14 protein-coding genes are annotated in these 15692 nt (G+C 46.7%); 13 read left to right on the top strand and 1 reads right to left on the bottom strand.

Annotated elements, in window-relative coordinates; genetic code table 11:
- Window positions 1–17 precede the first annotated feature (17 nt).
- From BN3261_RS00595 to BN3261_RS00575, 5 genes are all read left to right on the top strand, one after another.
- Window positions 18–917: a bifunctional riboflavin kinase/FAD synthetase gene (locus tag BN3261_RS00595; protein WP_015525800.1), complete on the top strand. Its 900-nt coding sequence runs from the start codon at window positions 18–20 to the stop codon at window positions 915–917.
- A gap of 155 nt (window positions 918–1072) precedes the next feature.
- A complete protein-coding gene (rpsO, locus tag BN3261_RS00590; RefSeq protein WP_015525801.1) occupies window positions 1073–1339 on the top strand; it encodes a 30S ribosomal protein S15 in 267 nt (88 codons plus the stop codon).
- A 197-nt stretch (window positions 1340–1536) separates the two neighbouring features.
- Complete coding sequence (locus BN3261_RS00585; protein ID WP_015525802.1) at window positions 1537–3630, top strand: polyribonucleotide nucleotidyltransferase; 2094 nt, start codon at window positions 1537–1539, stop codon at window positions 3628–3630.
- Window positions 3631–3633: 3 nt separating this feature from the next.
- Complete coding sequence (gene nrdG / locus BN3261_RS00580) at window positions 3634–4125, top strand: anaerobic ribonucleoside-triphosphate reductase activating protein (RefSeq protein ID WP_044961222.1); 492 nt, start codon at window positions 3634–3636, stop codon at window positions 4123–4125.
- A 42-nt stretch (window positions 4126–4167) separates the two neighbouring features.
- Entirely contained in the window at window positions 4168–4680 is a 513-nt protein-coding gene (locus BN3261_RS00575) for a dCTP deaminase/dUTPase family protein (RefSeq protein WP_015525804.1), read from the top strand.
- 94 nt (window positions 4681–4774) lie between these two features.
- Here the strand turns inward: BN3261_RS00575 and BN3261_RS00570 are convergent, their stop codons facing one another.
- The gene (locus BN3261_RS00570; RefSeq protein ID WP_015525805.1) at window positions 4775–5149 is read right to left on the bottom strand and encodes a DUF1292 domain-containing protein; all 375 of its coding nucleotides are present in this window, start codon (window positions 5147–5149) and stop codon (window positions 4775–4777) included.
- A gap of 200 nt (window positions 5150–5349) precedes the next feature.
- On the opposite strand from BN3261_RS00570, the gene BN3261_RS00565 reads away from it, so the two are divergent.
- From BN3261_RS00565 to BN3261_RS00530, 8 genes are all read left to right on the top strand, one after another.
- Window positions 5350–6105, top strand: a complete 756-nt coding sequence (locus tag BN3261_RS00565) for an exodeoxyribonuclease III (protein ID WP_015525806.1) — start codon at window positions 5350–5352, stop codon at window positions 6103–6105.
- A 62-nt stretch (window positions 6106–6167) separates the two neighbouring features.
- Window positions 6168–8093 (top strand): Type II secretory pathway, pullulanase PulA and related glycosidase, encoded by a 1926-nt coding sequence (locus BN3261_RS00560; protein WP_059085211.1) that lies wholly within the window; start codon window positions 6168–6170, stop codon window positions 8091–8093.
- Window positions 8044–8637: a DUF5662 family protein gene (locus tag BN3261_RS00555; RefSeq protein ID WP_021977109.1), complete on the top strand. Its 594-nt coding sequence runs from the start codon at window positions 8044–8046 to the stop codon at window positions 8635–8637. Before BN3261_RS00560 ends, BN3261_RS00555 begins: the two co-directional genes overlap by 50 nt.
- A gap of 57 nt (window positions 8638–8694) precedes the next feature.
- Window positions 8695–9273 carry a DUF6553 family protein gene (locus BN3261_RS00550; RefSeq protein ID WP_015525807.1) on the top strand — a complete coding sequence of 193 codons (579 nt, stop codon included), beginning with the start codon at window positions 8695–8697 and terminating at the stop codon, window positions 9271–9273.
- Window positions 9274–9414: 141 nt separating this feature from the next.
- Window positions 9415–12336, top strand: coding sequence for an insulinase family protein (locus BN3261_RS00545; protein WP_059085210.1), 2922 nt, complete (start codon window positions 9415–9417; stop codon window positions 12334–12336).
- A gap of 68 nt (window positions 12337–12404) precedes the next feature.
- On the top strand, window positions 12405–13313 hold the full coding sequence (gene era / locus BN3261_RS00540; protein WP_015525809.1) for a GTPase Era: 909 nt from the start codon (window positions 12405–12407) through the stop codon (window positions 13311–13313).
- Window positions 13314–13315: 2 nt separating this feature from the next.
- On the top strand, window positions 13316–14074 hold the full coding sequence (gene recO, locus BN3261_RS00535; RefSeq protein WP_015525810.1) for a DNA repair protein RecO: 759 nt from the start codon (window positions 13316–13318) through the stop codon (window positions 14072–14074).
- A 193-nt stretch (window positions 14075–14267) separates the two neighbouring features.
- A complete protein-coding gene (locus BN3261_RS00530; RefSeq protein WP_015525811.1) occupies window positions 14268–15662 on the top strand; it encodes a glycine--tRNA ligase in 1395 nt (464 codons plus the stop codon).
- Window positions 15663–15692: the final 30 nt, after the last annotated feature.

Below are 15692 nucleotides of genomic sequence, written 5' to 3'. Positions count from 1 at the left end.
CAGGAGCAGCAGAAGATATGGAATACTTGAAGATCGACGGAGAATTTCCGCGCCTTTCAAAGAGTGCGGTGACACTTGGAAAATTTGACGGCATACACCGTGGACACCAGAAACTGGTGGAGAAGATCCTGGAACAGAAAGAAAAAGGTCTGCAGACAGTCCTTTTTTCTCTTGGCATCGGCAGTCAGATGATCTTTACAAAAGAGGAACGATGTCAGCTTCTTGAGAAAGCAGGCGTGGATGTGCTGATCGAATGTCCGCTGGATAACCGGATCCGTCATATGAAGGCAGAAACCTTTGTTAAAGAGATCCTGGTGGGAGATCTTCAGGCGGAGCATGTTGCAGTGGGAGAAGATTTCAGGTTCGGGTATGAACGCAAGGGAACACCACAGCTTCTGGAGACTATGGGAAGGAAGCTTGGCTTTACTGTGGATGTTGTTCCGAAAGAAATGGAAGGCCGCAGAAAGATCAGCAGTACATTTATCCGTGAGGAACTGAAAAAGGGAAATATGGAAAAGGTTAATGATCTGCTGGGAATCCCCTTTTTTGTGGACGGTGTGATCGAACATGGAAGAGGAATGGGACATAAGGTCCTTCTTCCCACTACTAATATCGTTCCTGCAAAAGAAAAGCTGATGCCGCCAAATGGCGTTTATGATACAGTGTCCCATTTTAAGGACAGAACCCTTTGCGGGATCACAAACGTAGGATATAAACCAACCATAGGAGAGAAATTCCTGGGTGTTGAGACCTATCTTTTTGACTGTGAAGAGGATCTGTACGGAGAGCCCTGCAGAGTGGAATTCTTTCATTATTCCAGACCGGAGAAGCGCTTTTCGTCCATAGAAGCACTGAAGCAGCAGCTCCTGAAGGATGCAGAAAAGGGAAAGGCTTATTTCCGCAGCCTCGAAAAATAAAAACTTTCGGGAAAAACTTTTCGAAAAAACAGTTTACAGGTCAGAAACCGTGTGCTATACTGTTCGAGGTGAAAAAAGCCAGTATTCAGAAGCCGGAGACTCCGACCACTTCTTAATACCCGGCGTTTAATTAAAATTTCAAGGAGGAAACAATAATGATTTCTAAAGAAAAGAAAACAGCGATCATGAAAGAGTATGCAAGAACAGAGGGTGACACAGGTTCACCGGAGGTTCAGGTTGCAGTTCTTACAGCAAGAATCCAGGAGCTCACAGAGCATCTTAAAACACACCACAAAGATCATCATTCCAGAAGAGGTCTTCTGAAAATGGTAGGTCAGAGACGTGGCCTTCTTGCTTATCTTAAGAAAACAGACATCGAAAGATACCGTGCACTGATTGAGAAATTAGGTTTAAGAAAATAATTGCTACGGGAGGGGCGGATGATTCCATCCGCCCCATTTTAACATGTGTGATAAACACAGACGGAATTACCGCAGGAGTGATTTCCGAGACTACTGAAAAGCCCATTTCCGGTCGAGATCTTTTTCAAAGGAAGTGGTCTTTTCAGTTGTTTCGGGCTCCTGTCAGATATTAATATAATAAGAAAAGGAGAACGAATATGTACAAAAGTTATTCCATGGAACTTGCAGGAAGAACACTGACTGTAGATATCGGACGTGTAGCGAAACAGGCCAATGGTGCTGCTCTTATGCACTATGGTGATACTACAGTCCTTGCTACTGCTACCGCATCCAAAGAGCCAAGAGAAGGAATCGATTTCTTCCCGTTAAGTGTTGAGTATGAGGAGAAGATGTATGCAGTAGGAAAGATCCCGGGAGGATTCAACAAGAGAGAGGGTAAGGCAAGCGAGCATGCAATCCTTACATCCCGTGTTATCGACCGTCCGATGCGTCCGCTGTTTCCAAAGGATTACAGAAATGACGTAACTCTGGTAGATATGGTTATGTCTGTTGATCCGGAATGCAATCCGGAGATCCCGGCTATGCTTGGTTCTTCCATTGCAACCTGTATTTCTGATATCCCATTTGACGGTCCATGCGCAACCACACAGGTTGGTATGATCGACGGCGAGTTTATCATCAACCCGACACTTGCACAGAAGGCAGTTTCTGATCTTCAGCTTACGGTTGCTTCTACAAGAGAGAAGGTTATCATGATTGAGGCCGGAGCTAATGAGATCCCGGAAGATAAGATGATCGAGGCTATCTACAAGGCTCATGAAGTGAACCAGGAGATCATCAAATTCATCGACCAGATCGTAGCAGAGTGCGGAAAAGAGAAACATTCCTACGAGTCCTGTGCAGTACCTCAGGAGCTTTTTGATGAGATCAAGAAGATCGTTCCTCCGGAAGAGATGGAGGTTGCCGTATTCTCTGATGACAAGCAGACACGTGAGAATAACATCAGCGAGATCACTGATAAGCTGAAAGAAGCTTTTGCAGACAATGAGGAATGGCTTGCCGTTCTCGGTGAGGCTGTATATCAGTACCAGAAGAAGACTGTCCGCAAGATGATCCTCAAAGATCATAAACGTCCGGATGGACGTGAGATCAGACAGATCCGTCCGCTGGCTGCAGAGACAGATATCATCCCGAGAGTTCATGGTTCTGCCATGTTCACAAGAGGACAGACTCAGATCTGTACCGTTACTACACTTGCTCCTCTTACAGAGGCACAGCGTCTTGACGGACTGGATGAGTTTGAGACATCCAAGAGATATATGCACCACTACAACTTCCCGTCCTACTCTGTAGGTGAGACCAAGCCTTCCAGAGGACCGGGACGTCGTGAGATCGGTCACGGAGCACTTGCTGAGAGAGCACTGGTACCGGTACTTCCTACAGAGGAAGAATTCCCATATGCAATCCGTACCGTATCTGAGACATTTGAGTCCAACGGCTCCACATCCCAGGCAAGTATCTGTGCATCTACCATGTCACTGATGGCTGCCGGTGTACCGATCAGAAAACCGGTTGCAGGTATTTCCTGCGGACTTGTTACAGGTGAAACAGACGATGATTACATCGTTCTTACAGATATCCAGGGCCTTGAGGACTTCTTCGGAGATATGGACTTCAAGGTAGCCGGAACACATGACGGAATCACAGCGATCCAGATGGATATTAAGATCCATGGTCTTACAAGACCGATCGTTGAGGAAGCGATCCGCAGAACAAAAGAGGCAAGAGAATATATCCTGACAGAAGTTATGGAGAAATGTATCGACAAGCCTCGTACAACTGTTGGGGAGTTTGCTCCGAAGATCATCCAGATCCAGATCGACCCGCAGAAGATCGGTGATGTAGTCGGACAGAGAGGAAAGACTATCAACACGATCATCGAGCGTACAGGTGTGAAGATCGACATCACAGACGACGGCGCAGTTTCTATTTGCGGAACAGACCAGAAGGGTATGGATGAAGCAAAACGTATGATCGAGATCATCACTACCGAGTTTGAGGCAGGACAGATCTTTACAGGACGCGTAGTCAGCATCAAAGAGTTTGGCGCATTCCTTGAGTTTGCACCGGGCAAGGAGGGAATGGTACACATTTCCAAGATCTCCAAACAGAGGATCAACCGTGTTGAGGATGTTCTCACACTTGGCGACAAAGTTAAGGTTATCTGCCTTGGCAAGGACAAGATGGGAAGAATCAGCTTCAGCATGAAGGATGTACCGGAAGAAGCATAAATGATGAGATACCACAATATTACCAAGGACGATATGTTAAACGGAGACGGACTTCGTGTAGTGCTCTGGGTAGCTGGCTGTTCACACGGCTGCCGGGAGTGCCAGAATCCCATTACCTGGGATCCGAATGGAGGTCTGCCCTTTACGGACAGCGAGCGAGCTGAGATATTTGCAGAGCTGGACAAGGATTATATCAGCGGGATCACCTTTTCAGGAGGCGATCCTCTGCATCCTTCCAATATCGCTGAGGTAACAGCTCTTGCAAGAGAGATCAGAGAGAAGTATCCGGATAAGACGATCTGGCTGTATACGGGTTCTCTCTGGGAAGAAATCCAGCAGTACGAGATCATCCATTATCTGGATGTATGCGTGGACGGGGAATTTCAGGTGGACAAGAAAGAGGTTCGTCTGAAATGGAAAGGCTCCTCAAATCAGAGGGTGATCGATGTACAGGCGTCACTTCGTGAGAACCGTGTGGTTCTGTACACGGAGTGATCAGAGGTTTTTTGAAATTACCTATTGGGAGTGGAACGAAAAATGAAAAGAATTGCGAAATTTCACAAGGTAAGTTTTGAACAGTTTGCAAAGGACTGGAAGGATACCTTTGAACAGTATTCAGAAGAGGAGATCCGGAATATCTACGACAGTCTGAAGCTTCCGAAGAGAGCTACGACCGGAAGTGCAGGATATGATTTTTATGCACCTGTGGATGTGACCATGAAGCCAGGTGAGATCGTAAAGATACCGACTGGTATCCGTGTAGAGATGGAAGAGGGCTGGGTTCTGAAATGTTATCCGAGAAGCGGACTGGGATTTAAATTCCGGCTGCAGTTGAATAACACAGTGGGAATCATTGACAGCGATTATTTCTTTTCCGACAACGAAGGTCATATCTTTGCCAAGCTGACTAACGATACAAGAGAAGATAAAACGATCCAGATCCCGGCAGGAACCGGTTTTATGCAGGGGATCTTTGTGGAATACGGAATCACTGTGGATGACGATGCAGATGCAGTAAGAAACGGTGGCTTCGGAAGTACCACAAAATAAAACAAAAGCCCGGAAGGCGGAGGTGTGAAGACCACATACATCCGATTTTCCGGGCTTGTTTTGTGTAGTTACTGCTTTCCGATAAATGCACTGTTTAGCTGAGAGGTGCGTCTGCCTCCTCGTCTGCACGTGCTTTTTCCACGACTGCGTTAAAGGCATTTGCGGCAGCGTCGTACTCTTCATCATCTTCAATGTTTGCCAGCATCGGATCGCCGTCTGCTGTGCGGGAGAAGCTGTAGAGATAAACCTCACCGGTCTCATTCTGGCCGTTCTCATCCAGTGGGAGAAGTGCGATATATTCTTTGTTCTCTACAGGGAAAATAGTAAGGATGGCACATTCTACCTCAGTATCGTCATCCATAGTCAGGGTAATGGTATGATGTGCCTCATCTACCTTGCTTTCGCAGTTGGCTGTACAGGAAGCGCAGTCGCTTGGTGCACATCCGCTTTTGTTAAATTCATCACTCATAAAAAAATCCTCCGTTCTGCTGCTGCCTGTAAATAAGGGGGCAGCTCTGCATGATATAGAGAACATTTTAACAGATATGACGTAGAACAGCAACAAAATATTTGAGAGCCTGAGAAAACTTTCAAAATATTTTTTGCTTAATCCGACAATGTGAGATATAATAAAAATATGACGAAAAAATGAGGAGAAAATATAAAAATATGAAATTTATTTCCTGGAATGTAAATGGGATCCGGGCCTGTATCACCAAGGGCTTTGAGGAACGCTTTCATGAGCTGGATGCGGATATTTTCTGTCTGCAGGAGACGAAATGCCAGCAGGGACAGGTAAAGCTGGAACTTCCCGGATATCATCAGTACTGGAACTACGCAAACCGCAGAGGCTATTCAGGTACAGCCATTTTTACGAAGAGGGAGCCATTGTCTGCGGCTTACGGGATCGGGATAGAGGAGCATGATAAAGAAGGACGTGTCATCACGCTGGAATTCGATGAGTATTATTTTGTGACTGTATATACTCCCAACTCCCAGAGTGAGCTCCGCCGTCTGGAATATCGTATGAAATGGGAAGAGGATTTCCTGGCTTATCTCCTGAAACTGCAGGAGAAGAAACCGGTGATCTGCTGTGGCGACCTTAATGTGGCACATCAGGAGATCGATCTCAAGAACCCGAAGACCAACCGCAAAAATGCAGGCTTTACTGATGAAGAGAGAGCCTGCTTTACCAGAGCCCTTGAGAGTGGCTTTATTGATACATTCCGCTATTTTTATCCGGATAAAGAGGGCGTTTACTCCTGGTGGTCCTACCGTTTCCGTGCACGAGAGAAGAACGCCGGCTGGCGTATCGACTATTTCCTTGTTTCCCCTTCCCTGAAAGAAAAGCTTCAGGATGCGAAGATCCACGGAGAGATCATGGGATCCGATCATTGCCCGGTTGAGCTGGATATTGATCTGTGACGGATCCGGCGAAAAGGATTTCTATGGATTTGAATAATAAAAAGAGAAAAGGAGGAGTTGCCTTGGCAAGCCGCAGATTAGGTCGAGTGGAAAAAGGTCAGCCGCTGATACTTGGCGCCAACAAAATGGAGGGCGGTTATAATTTTGCAGTGGAGGCATCGGAGGATTCCGAAGTGTCCCTGCTTTTATATAAAAAAAGAGGAGCTGCCGCACCGGTGGAGATCGTTTTTCCAAAGGATTTCCATACAGGACGTGTGTGGGCACTGAAGCTGTGCAGTGCTTCTCTGAAGGAGTTTGAATATAATTATAAAATAGACGGTGAGATCGTGCAGGATCCGTATGCATACGGACTTCACGGGAGAGAGCATTTCGGAGTACCTTACGATCCGGAAAAGGAGGTCCGCTGTCGCTTCCTTAATGAGAATGTTTCCGGCTGGGAAAATGAAACTGCACCGGCAGTAGAATATGAAAATATGATCCTGTACAAGCTTCATGTCCGTGGTTATACGAAGCTTGCCAGAAAGATGGTTTCCCATAAGGGGACTTTTCTTGGCCTGACAGAGATGATCCCTTACTGGAAAGAACTTGGGATCAATGCCATTGAACTGATGCCTGCCTATGAATTCTGTGAGGTTCCGATCAATAAACCGAAGGAAGGCAGTGAACACATCAAGACCCGTCGAAAGGAAAATGTAGTGAATTACTGGGGCTATGCATCCGGCTTCTATTTCAGCCCGAAGAGTGCTTACTGCAGCACCAGAGAACCGGAGCAGGAATTTCGGTATATGATCCGGGAGCTGCACAAGAACGGCATTGCCTGTATCATGGAATTCTATTTTCCAGAGGAAACAGACAGCCTGATGGCTCTTCGAGCTTTGCAGTTCTGGAGAGATTTTTACCATGTAGATGGATTTCATGTGCTGGGAGAGGGCTTTAACCGGGAGATGCTTCTTCGGGATGGGATCCTTTCCGGAGCAAAACTGATCTTCCAGGGCTTTGATTTTGATCATTTTTACAGAGGAAAGCTTCCGGTCAGACGCTGCGGAGCGGAGAGCAATATGAATTTTCTCCAGGATATGCGCCGTTTCCTGAAAAGCGATGAAGGTATGGTGGAGGCTGCAGCGTGGCATATCCGTCATAACAGCGAGAATCATGGAGTGATCAATTACATGGTCTGCCAGGACGGATTTACCATGAATGACCTGGTGAGCTACAATTATAAACATAACGAGGCCAATGGCGAGGGCAATCAGGACGGAAGCAGCTATAATTATTCCTGGAACTGTGGTGTGGAAGGCCCTACCCGTAAGGTTTCCGTCCGTCAGATGAGGGAACGCCAGATCAAAAATGCCTTTCTGATGATGCTGCTGAGTCAGGGTGTTCCCATGATCTATCACGGTGATGAATTCGGCAATTCCCAGAGCGGAAACAATAATGCCTACTGTCAGGATAATGCTACCGGCTGGACAGACTGGAAGGGCCTTTCCAGAAACCAGGGACTGAGGAAATTTGTAAAGGATGCCATTGCTTTTCGTAAGGCCCATCCCGTTCTTCATATGCCGGTGGAACTGAAAGGGGTAGATTATCTGACCAAGGGGTTCCCGGATGTGTCTCTTCACGGGGAACGTGCCTGGTATCTGAGCTATGAGAATACCAGCAGGCTTCTTGGTATGATGTACTACGGAGCCTATGCAAGGGAAAAAGAGGATCTGGAGGCTGCAGAGGATGATTTTATTTACATCGGCTATAATTTCCACTGGGAAAACCGGAGCCTTGCTCTGCCCAATCTCCCGGAAGGCATGTGCTGGAAAAAAATCGCAGATACCTCTCTTCACGGAACAGGATTCTGTCTGGAGGAGGAAGAAGAATATAAAAAATCAATCGAAATAGGCCCCCGCGCCATTGTGGTATTGCTGGGCAGACAGGAGGCGGAGAAAGATGCGATCATGGCACCCGTGGCTGCACTTCAGGACCATCACGAGGCATAAGCTTCTGGTGATGAAATATTGTTTTCGTATCGGGTTATATAAGCAGGGGTTGCTTCATGACCTGTCCAAATATTCCCCGACGGAATTTCTGGTAGGCTGTAAATATTATCAGGGGACAAGAAGTCCCAACAACGCAGAACGTGAGGCAACCGGCGTATCCATGTCCTGGCTGCACCATAAGGGAAGAAACAGACACCATTTTGAACATTGGGTAGACTATTCCCTTGACGGTGAGCATGTGATCATGGGAGCCAGAATGCCCAGAAAATATGTGGCGGAAATGGTCATGGACCGGATCAGTGCATCCAGAAACTATCTGGGAGAGGAATATACCTATCATGAACCATTGCAGTATTTTCTGAAAAGCAAGGAGAAGCTGTGGTTTATCCACCCACAGACAAAGAAAGAGCTGGAGGGACTTCTCCGGATCCTGGATAAATACGGAGAGGATAAGACCCTGTGGTATATCCGCAATGTATATCTATGTGATAACCGCGGAAAAAAAGTGAAAAGCCCTGGGAAAAAGCTTCGAAATCACAGATAGGGGTGTATTTTTGGCAGGTTGTCTGATATAATATTCAGATATCAGGAGGAAGAATGAATGGATACACCAACAATTGCGAAATACTATAGAGAGAAAGATCCCATGGAGCGCCTGAAGCTTCTGGAGCAGTCCATTGCAGCAGGAGAAGAACCGGAAGAAAACAGGATCCGCAAGGAACTCTGGGAGATCCGTTACAGCGATAAAGCTGAGACTGGTGATACCAGGGCAGACGGTTATCTCGGTCTCTGGATGACCATGGAGTTTAACCGGAATTCCGCTTCCAGATTCTTTGGTACAAGAAGTGCGAAGAAAGAGATAGGCAAGTATCTTAAGAAGCTGAAATTTCAGGAGCTCCAGGAAAGGGGCGGCCTTTATGAGGAGCTTCTTTACCGGGAATGCTGTCATCTGGTTCTGGTCTACATGGATCTCTGTCAGACAGATAAATCCTATAACACAACGATTTTCGGCCTGATCCACATCAAGGAGGACAGTGCGAAGGCCAAGGTCCAGAGAGACATCAGGGAAACAGCTGTGGAGCTTCCGGCTAATCTTGGAATGGAAGCTGAGCTTGGAATCATCACAAGAGCTGCCAGAGAGATCTACAGGCAGTATTATCCCAACGAAGGAAACATTTAGGAGGCCGGAGAGCTTCCGTTTCAGGCTGTCTGACTACTCAGGCAGCCTTTTGTTGCCATGCATCCGATAAAATATTCTGAGATTTTTTGAACGAAGATCCATGTCGGGTGTGAAGAGAAACATTCAGGAGGTTACTATTTTATGAATCCCAATCATCTGAAAGCATATGAAGTCCTGAAGGAAGAGGAGCTTCAGGATATTCATTCAAAAGGATGGCTTCTGAGACACAAAAAAACAGGAGCCAGAGTGATGCTCATCGAGAATAGTGATGAGAATAAGGTTTTTAACATTGCATTCCGTACACCGCCGAAAAACAGCACAGGTGTTGCTCATATATTGGAACACAGCGTACTGTGCGGCTCCAGGGAATTTCCGCTTAAGGATCCTTTTGTGGAGCTGGTAAAAGGTTCTCTTAATACCTTCCTTAATGCCATGACCTATCCGGATAAGACCTGCTACCCGATAGCAAGCTGTAATGACCGGGATTTCCAGAATCTGATGCATGTATATCTGGATGCGGTATTCTATCCGAATATTTACAAAAAAGAAGAGATCTTCCGTCAGGAAGGCTGGAACTACCATCTGGAGAAAAAAGAAGGCCCGCTGAAATACAACGGTGTCGTTTACAATGAAATGAAGGGTGCTTTTTCCTCACCGGATGATGTTCTGGAGCGTGAGATCATGAATTCCCTGTTCCCGGATACCACCTATGGCTGTGAGTCCGGCGGAGATCCTGTAAATATCCCGGATCTCAGTTACGAGGAATTCCTGGATTTCCACAGACAGTACTATCATCCGTCCAACAGCTTTATCTATCTCTATGGAAACATGGATATGGAGGAGAAACTGGAGTTTATTGACAGCCATTATCTGTCTGCCTTTGATTCCCTTGCCATTGATTCCCAGATCCGGGATCAGGAAACTTTTGCCCAGGTAAAAGATATCCAGAAAAATTATCCGGTGTCAGAGGACGAAGGAGAAGAGGATAACACTTATCTTTCCTACAATATGGTTGTGGGTGAAGCAGCAGATATCAACTTAAGTCTTGCTTTCGAAGTCCTGGATTACGCACTTTTAAGCGCACCGGGTGCACCGTTGAAACAGGCACTTCTGGATGCAAAGATTGGCAAGGATATCTATGGCTCCTTTGAGGATGGAATCAAACAGACCTATTTCTCCATCGTGGCAAAGGGAGCCAACTTAAGCCAGAAAGAGGAATTTGTCAAAGTGATCCGTGACACCCTCACAAAGATCATGGAGGAAGGTATCGACAAGAAGGCAGTAACAGCCGGAATCAACTACTACGAATTCCGTTTCCGTGAGGCAGATTTCTCTTCCTATCCGAAGGGACTGATGTATGGCCTGGATATTTTAAGCAGCTGGCTTTATGACGATACAAAGCCGTTCTGTGAAGTACAGCTTCTTGAGGGATTTGAGTTCCTCAAAAAAGCTCTGGAAGAGGGATATTTTGAGGATCTGATCCGTAAATATCTTCTGGATAATACCCATGGCGCGATCCTTTCCCTGGTACCGGAGAAAGGCCTTGCTGCTAAGAGAGACAAAGAACTGGAAGAAAAACTGGAGAATTACAGAAAGAGCCTTTCTGATGAAGAGCTTACCCGGATGGTAGAGAATACAAAAGCCCTGGAAGCTTATCAGGAATCCGAGGAAGATCCGGAAACACTGACCTGTATCCCGATGCTTTCCAGAGAAGATATCAAAAAAGAGATCACAGGACTGACAAACGAGGAGCACCATGTGGAGGACAGCCTGTTTCTGTATCATGATGTGTGCACCAATGGTATCGGTTATGCAGATCTTCTTTTTGAGATCCATGACTTTGATGTTGACACAGTCCATTATCTGGGACTTCTGAAATCTGTGCTTGGTGCAGTGGATACAGAGAATTACACATATGGCGAGTTGTTTAATGAAGTGAATGCGAGAACCGGCGGTATTGCCTATGGGATAGAGGTTTTTGATGATGCCCAGGATACCGATGCATTCCGTGCCATGTTTGCCGTAAGAGGAAAAGCGTTATATCCGGAGATGGATTTCATGTTTTCCATGATCCGGGAGGTTCTTACAACTTCGAAGCTGGATGACACCAAACGTCTCTACGAGATCATTGCCAGAGTGAGATCCAGAGCCCAGGCCAGCCTTGCAAGTGCAGGCCATTCCACCGCCGTTCTCCGTGGTGCTTCCTACGCATCTCCGATGGCGGCATTCCAGGATGAGATGGCAGGAATCGGATATTATCAGTTTATCGAAAAACTGGAGAAGGATTTTGACAGCTGCAAGGATGAGATCGTGAAAAATCTCCGTAAGGTGATGGAAGAGGTACTTCGTCCGGAGAATTTCTGTGTAAGCTATACCGGAGAGAGAGAATCTCTGGATGTAGTAAAAGCACAGGCTGCCGGGATCAAAAAAGTTTTGTTTAACGGACAGAAGCCGGAGTCTGTGAAGCAGGCCCCCTGCATAAAGAAAAACGAAGCCTTCAAGACCTCCGGCCAGGTCCAGTATGTGGCACAGAACGGAAACTTCCGCAAAAAAGGCCTGGAGTATACCGGTGCACTGGAGATCCTGAAAGTGATCTTAAGCTACGATTATCTCTGGATCAACCTTCGTGTAAAGGGTGGAGCGTATGGCTGCATGAGCGGCTTTAAGAGAAACGGAGAGAGCTTCCTGGTATCCTACCGTGATCCCCATCTAAAGAGAACCCTGGAAGTATACCAAGGAGTGCCGGATTATATCCGTGCCTTTGAGGCAGACGAGCGTGAGATGACAAAATATATTATCGGAACGATCAGCAACAAGGATGTGCCGAGAACTCCGCAGATGCAGGGAAGTATCTCAAAAACCGCATATTTCTCCAATGTTACAGAGGATATGCTCCAGAAGGAAAGAAATCAGATCCTCGGAGCGCAGAAGGAGGATATCCAGAAACTGGCAGCTCTTGTAGAAGCAGTACTTTCCGATGATCAGATCTGCGTAGTAGGAAGTGAGACTGCAATAGAGAAGGCGGAAGATGTATTCATGGAAGTGAAGCCACTGATCGGCTGATGAGAAACAAAGCCTGCTGTCCGTTAAATGGGATAGCAGGCTGTGAAAGGATTATGAGAGGATAAAGAATGGATAATAATTTTAGATCAGGCTTTGTTGCGATCATCGGAAGACCGAATGTTGGAAAATCCACGCTGATGAACCATCTTATCGGACAGAAGATCGCCATCACATCAAACAAGCCACAGACAACCAGAAACAAGATACAGACTGTGTATACCTGTGATGAGGGACAGATCGTATTTTTGGACACACCGGGTATCCACAAGGCAAAAAACAAGCTTGGAGAATACATGGTACAGGTTGCGGAGAGAACCCTGAAGGAAGTAGATGCCATTATGTGGCTGGTGGAGCCGTCCACATTCGTAGGTGCGGGAGAGCGCCACATTGCCGAGCAGCTGCAGAAGGTTGGAGTTCCAGTGATTCTCATCATCAACAAGATCGATACGGTAAAAAAAGAAGAGCTTCTTCCTGCGATCGATACCTACCGTAAGATCTGCGATTTTGCAGAGATCATTCCTTGCTCTGCCCTCCGCGGAAAAAACACACAGGATATCATTCCAAGTATTTTCAAATATCTTCCGTACGGACCGATGTTCTATGATGAGGATACAGTTACCGACCAGCCTCAGCGCCAGATCGCCGCAGAGATCATCCGTGAGAAGGCTCTGCATGCACTGGATGAGGAGATCCCTCACGGAATCGCCGTTGCCATCGACCGGATGAAGAAACGTCCGGGAAGAAGCAACATCATAGATATTGATGCGACCATCATCTGCGAGCGTAATTCCCACAAAGGCATCATCATCGGAAAACAGGGTGCCATGTTGAAAAAGATCGGAAGCAATGCCCGCTATGAGCTGGAGCGTATGCTGGAAGCAAAGGTAAACCTAAAGCTCTGGGTCAAGGTGACTAAGAACTGGAGAGACAGTGATTTCCTGATCAAGAACTTTGGATATGATAAGAAAGAAATCTGAAAATGAGTGATCTGATTACCGTACAGGGAGTGGTACTTTCTGCTATGCCGGTAGGGGATTATGACAAGCGGATCGTCCTTCTCACAAGAGAGAGGGGGAAGATCTCCGCTTTTGCCAAGGGAGCGAGACGGCAGAACAGTCCGTTCATGGCAGCAGCTAACCCGTTTGTATTCGGAAGCTTTACTCTTTATGAGGGAAGGACGAGCTATAATCTGAACCAGGTCAGCGTGCAGCATCATTTTGTGGAGCTGGCCACCCGGCAGCCGGGGGTTTACTATGGATATTATTTTCTGGAGCTGGCAGATTATTTTGGCAAAGAGGGAACGGATGAGAAGGAGATGATGAATCTTCTCTATGTGACCATCAAAGCCATTTTGAATCCTCATATAGAAGACCGGCTGGTGCGCTGTATCTATGAACTGCGGACTATGGTAATCCAGGGCGTGATGCCGCAGCTGTTCCAGTGTGCGGGCTGCGGGAGAGAGCTTACGGAGGAAGAAACCGGAGAACTTTTTTTCTCCCAGGACGAGCATGGGATCCTGTGTGCGGACTGCAGTAGGATGGCCATGGACAGGAAACGGATCTCAGCGGCTGCCCTGTATGCCATGCGCTACATAGCCGTGTCCCCCCTGGCAAAGCTGTATACGTTTACAGTACGGGATGATGTGCTGCGGGAACTGGAACGCCACATTTACCGGTATACGGAGCTGAATACAGACAAGCGGTTTAAAAGTCTGGAGATCCTGGAATTGATGAGATAGATCACTGCCGGCTGCGGAATAACCGTAACGATTTATTTTTCAAAAGCAGGACAGGATGCAATGCAAATGGAAATATCCTTGAAAAATCATGAGGATACTAGTATAATAAGACCAAAAATGTAAAAAAGCAGCTTTTTCCGGAGCTTTCCGGACGCATTTGGCGGAACAGCTGCAAGTCAAGAGGAGAGAAATCATGGAAAAGACAATGGAAAAGATCGTAGCTCTTGCAAAAGCCAGAGGATTTGTTTACCCGGGTTCCGAGATCTACGGCGGCCTGGCAAACACATGGGATTATGGAAATCTCGGTGTAGAGCTTAAAAATAACGTAAAACGTGCATGGTGGCAGAAATTCATTCAGGAGTCTCCGTACAATGTAGGTGTTGACTGTGCGATCCTTATGAACCCGCAGACATGGATCGCTTCCGGACATCTTGGCGGATTTTCTGATCCTCTTATGGACTGTAAAGAGTGCCACGAGCGTTTCCGTGCAGATAAACTCATTGAGGACTTTTGTGCAGAGCATGACATTGCCATTGAGGGAAGCGTAGATGCATGGTCCCAGGAGAAGATGATGGACTTCATCAAAGAACACGAGGTAGGATGTCCGAGCTGTGGTAAACACAACTTCACAGATATCCGTCAGTTCAACCTGATGTTCAAGACATTCCAGGGTGTTACCGAAGATGCCAAGAATACTGTATATTTAAGACCGGAGACTGCACAGGGTATTTTCGTAAACTTCAAGAACGTACAGAGAACATCCCGTAAAAAGATTCCGTTTGGTATCGGCCAGATCGGTAAATCCTTCCGTAACGAGATCACACCGGGTAACTTCACATTCCGTACCCGTGAGTTCGAGCAGATGGAGCTTGAGTTCTTCTGCGAGCCGGATACAGATCTTGAGTGGTTTGCATACTGGAAGAAGTTCTGCCTTGACTGGCTGAGTGCTCTCGGACTTAAGGATGATGAGGTTCGTTACCGTGATCATGATAAGGAAGAGCTGAGCTTCTACAGCAAGGCTACCACAGATGTGGAATTCCTTTTCCCATTCGGATGGGGCGAGCTCTGGGGAATCGCTGACAGAACAGATTATGACCTGACACAGCATCAGAATGTATCCGGCCAGGATCTCACATACTTTGATGATGAGAAGAAACAGAAATATATCCCATACGTTATCGAGCCATCACTTGGAGCAGACCGTATGGTACTTGCTTTCCTCTGCAGCGCTTACGATGAGGAAGTTCTGGATGCAGAGAAGAACGATGTCCGTACAGTCCTTCATTTCCATCCGGTACTTGCACCGGTTAAGATCGGTGTGCTTCCGCTTTCCAAGAAGCTTAACGAGGGTGCTGAGAAGATCTACCAGCAGCTTTCCAAGAAGTACAACTGTGAGTACGATGACCGTGGAAATATCGGTAAACGTTACCGCAGACAGGATGAGATCGGTACTCCGTTCTGTATCACTTATGACTTCGAGTCTGAGAATGACGGTGCAGTTACAGTCCGTGACCGTGACACTATGGAGCAGGTACGTGTGAAGATCGATGAGCTTGATGCATACTTTGCTGATAAATTTACATTTTAAGTAAATACATTTTTTAATAAAAAACCTCCG

This window comes from Blautia massiliensis (ex Durand et al. 2017), assembly GCF_001487165.1.
In the GTDB taxonomy this organism is placed as follows: Bacteria; Bacillota; Clostridia; order Lachnospirales; family Lachnospiraceae; genus Blautia_A; species Blautia_A fusiformis.
This window is presented reverse-complemented; position numbering and strand designations above follow the sequence as displayed.

What these genes read in the sequence shown, in the direction of transcription:
- BN3261_RS00595 (WP_015525800.1), top strand. Translation starts at nt 18, where the DNA reads ATGGAATACTTGAAGATCGACGGAGAATTTCCGCGCCTTTCAAAGAGT.
- rpsO (WP_015525801.1), top strand. Translation starts at nt 1,073, where the DNA reads ATGATTTCTAAAGAAAAGAAAACAGCGATCATGAAAGAGTATGCAAGA.
- BN3261_RS00585 (WP_015525802.1), top strand. Translation starts at nt 1,537, where the DNA reads ATGTACAAAAGTTATTCCATGGAACTTGCAGGAAGAACACTGACTGTA.
- nrdG (WP_044961222.1), top strand. Translation starts at nt 3,634, where the DNA reads ATGAGATACCACAATATTACCAAGGACGATATGTTAAACGGAGACGGA.
- BN3261_RS00575 (WP_015525804.1), top strand. Translation starts at nt 4,168, where the DNA reads ATGAAAAGAATTGCGAAATTTCACAAGGTAAGTTTTGAACAGTTTGCA.
- BN3261_RS00570 (WP_015525805.1), bottom strand. Translation starts at nt 5,149, where the DNA reads ATGAGTGATGAATTTAACAAAAGCGGATGTGCACCAAGCGACTGCGCT.
- BN3261_RS00565 (WP_015525806.1), top strand. Translation starts at nt 5,350, where the DNA reads ATGAAATTTATTTCCTGGAATGTAAATGGGATCCGGGCCTGTATCACC.
- BN3261_RS00555 (WP_021977109.1), top strand. Translation starts at nt 8,044, where the DNA reads ATGCGATCATGGCACCCGTGGCTGCACTTCAGGACCATCACGAGGCAT.
- BN3261_RS00550 (WP_015525807.1), top strand. Translation starts at nt 8,695, where the DNA reads ATGGATACACCAACAATTGCGAAATACTATAGAGAGAAAGATCCCATG.
- BN3261_RS00545 (WP_059085210.1), top strand. Translation starts at nt 9,415, where the DNA reads ATGAATCCCAATCATCTGAAAGCATATGAAGTCCTGAAGGAAGAGGAG.
- era (WP_015525809.1), top strand. Translation starts at nt 12,405, where the DNA reads ATGGATAATAATTTTAGATCAGGCTTTGTTGCGATCATCGGAAGACCG.
- recO (WP_015525810.1), top strand. Translation starts at nt 13,316, where the DNA reads ATGAGTGATCTGATTACCGTACAGGGAGTGGTACTTTCTGCTATGCCG.
- BN3261_RS00530 (WP_015525811.1), top strand. Translation starts at nt 14,268, where the DNA reads ATGGAAAAGACAATGGAAAAGATCGTAGCTCTTGCAAAAGCCAGAGGA.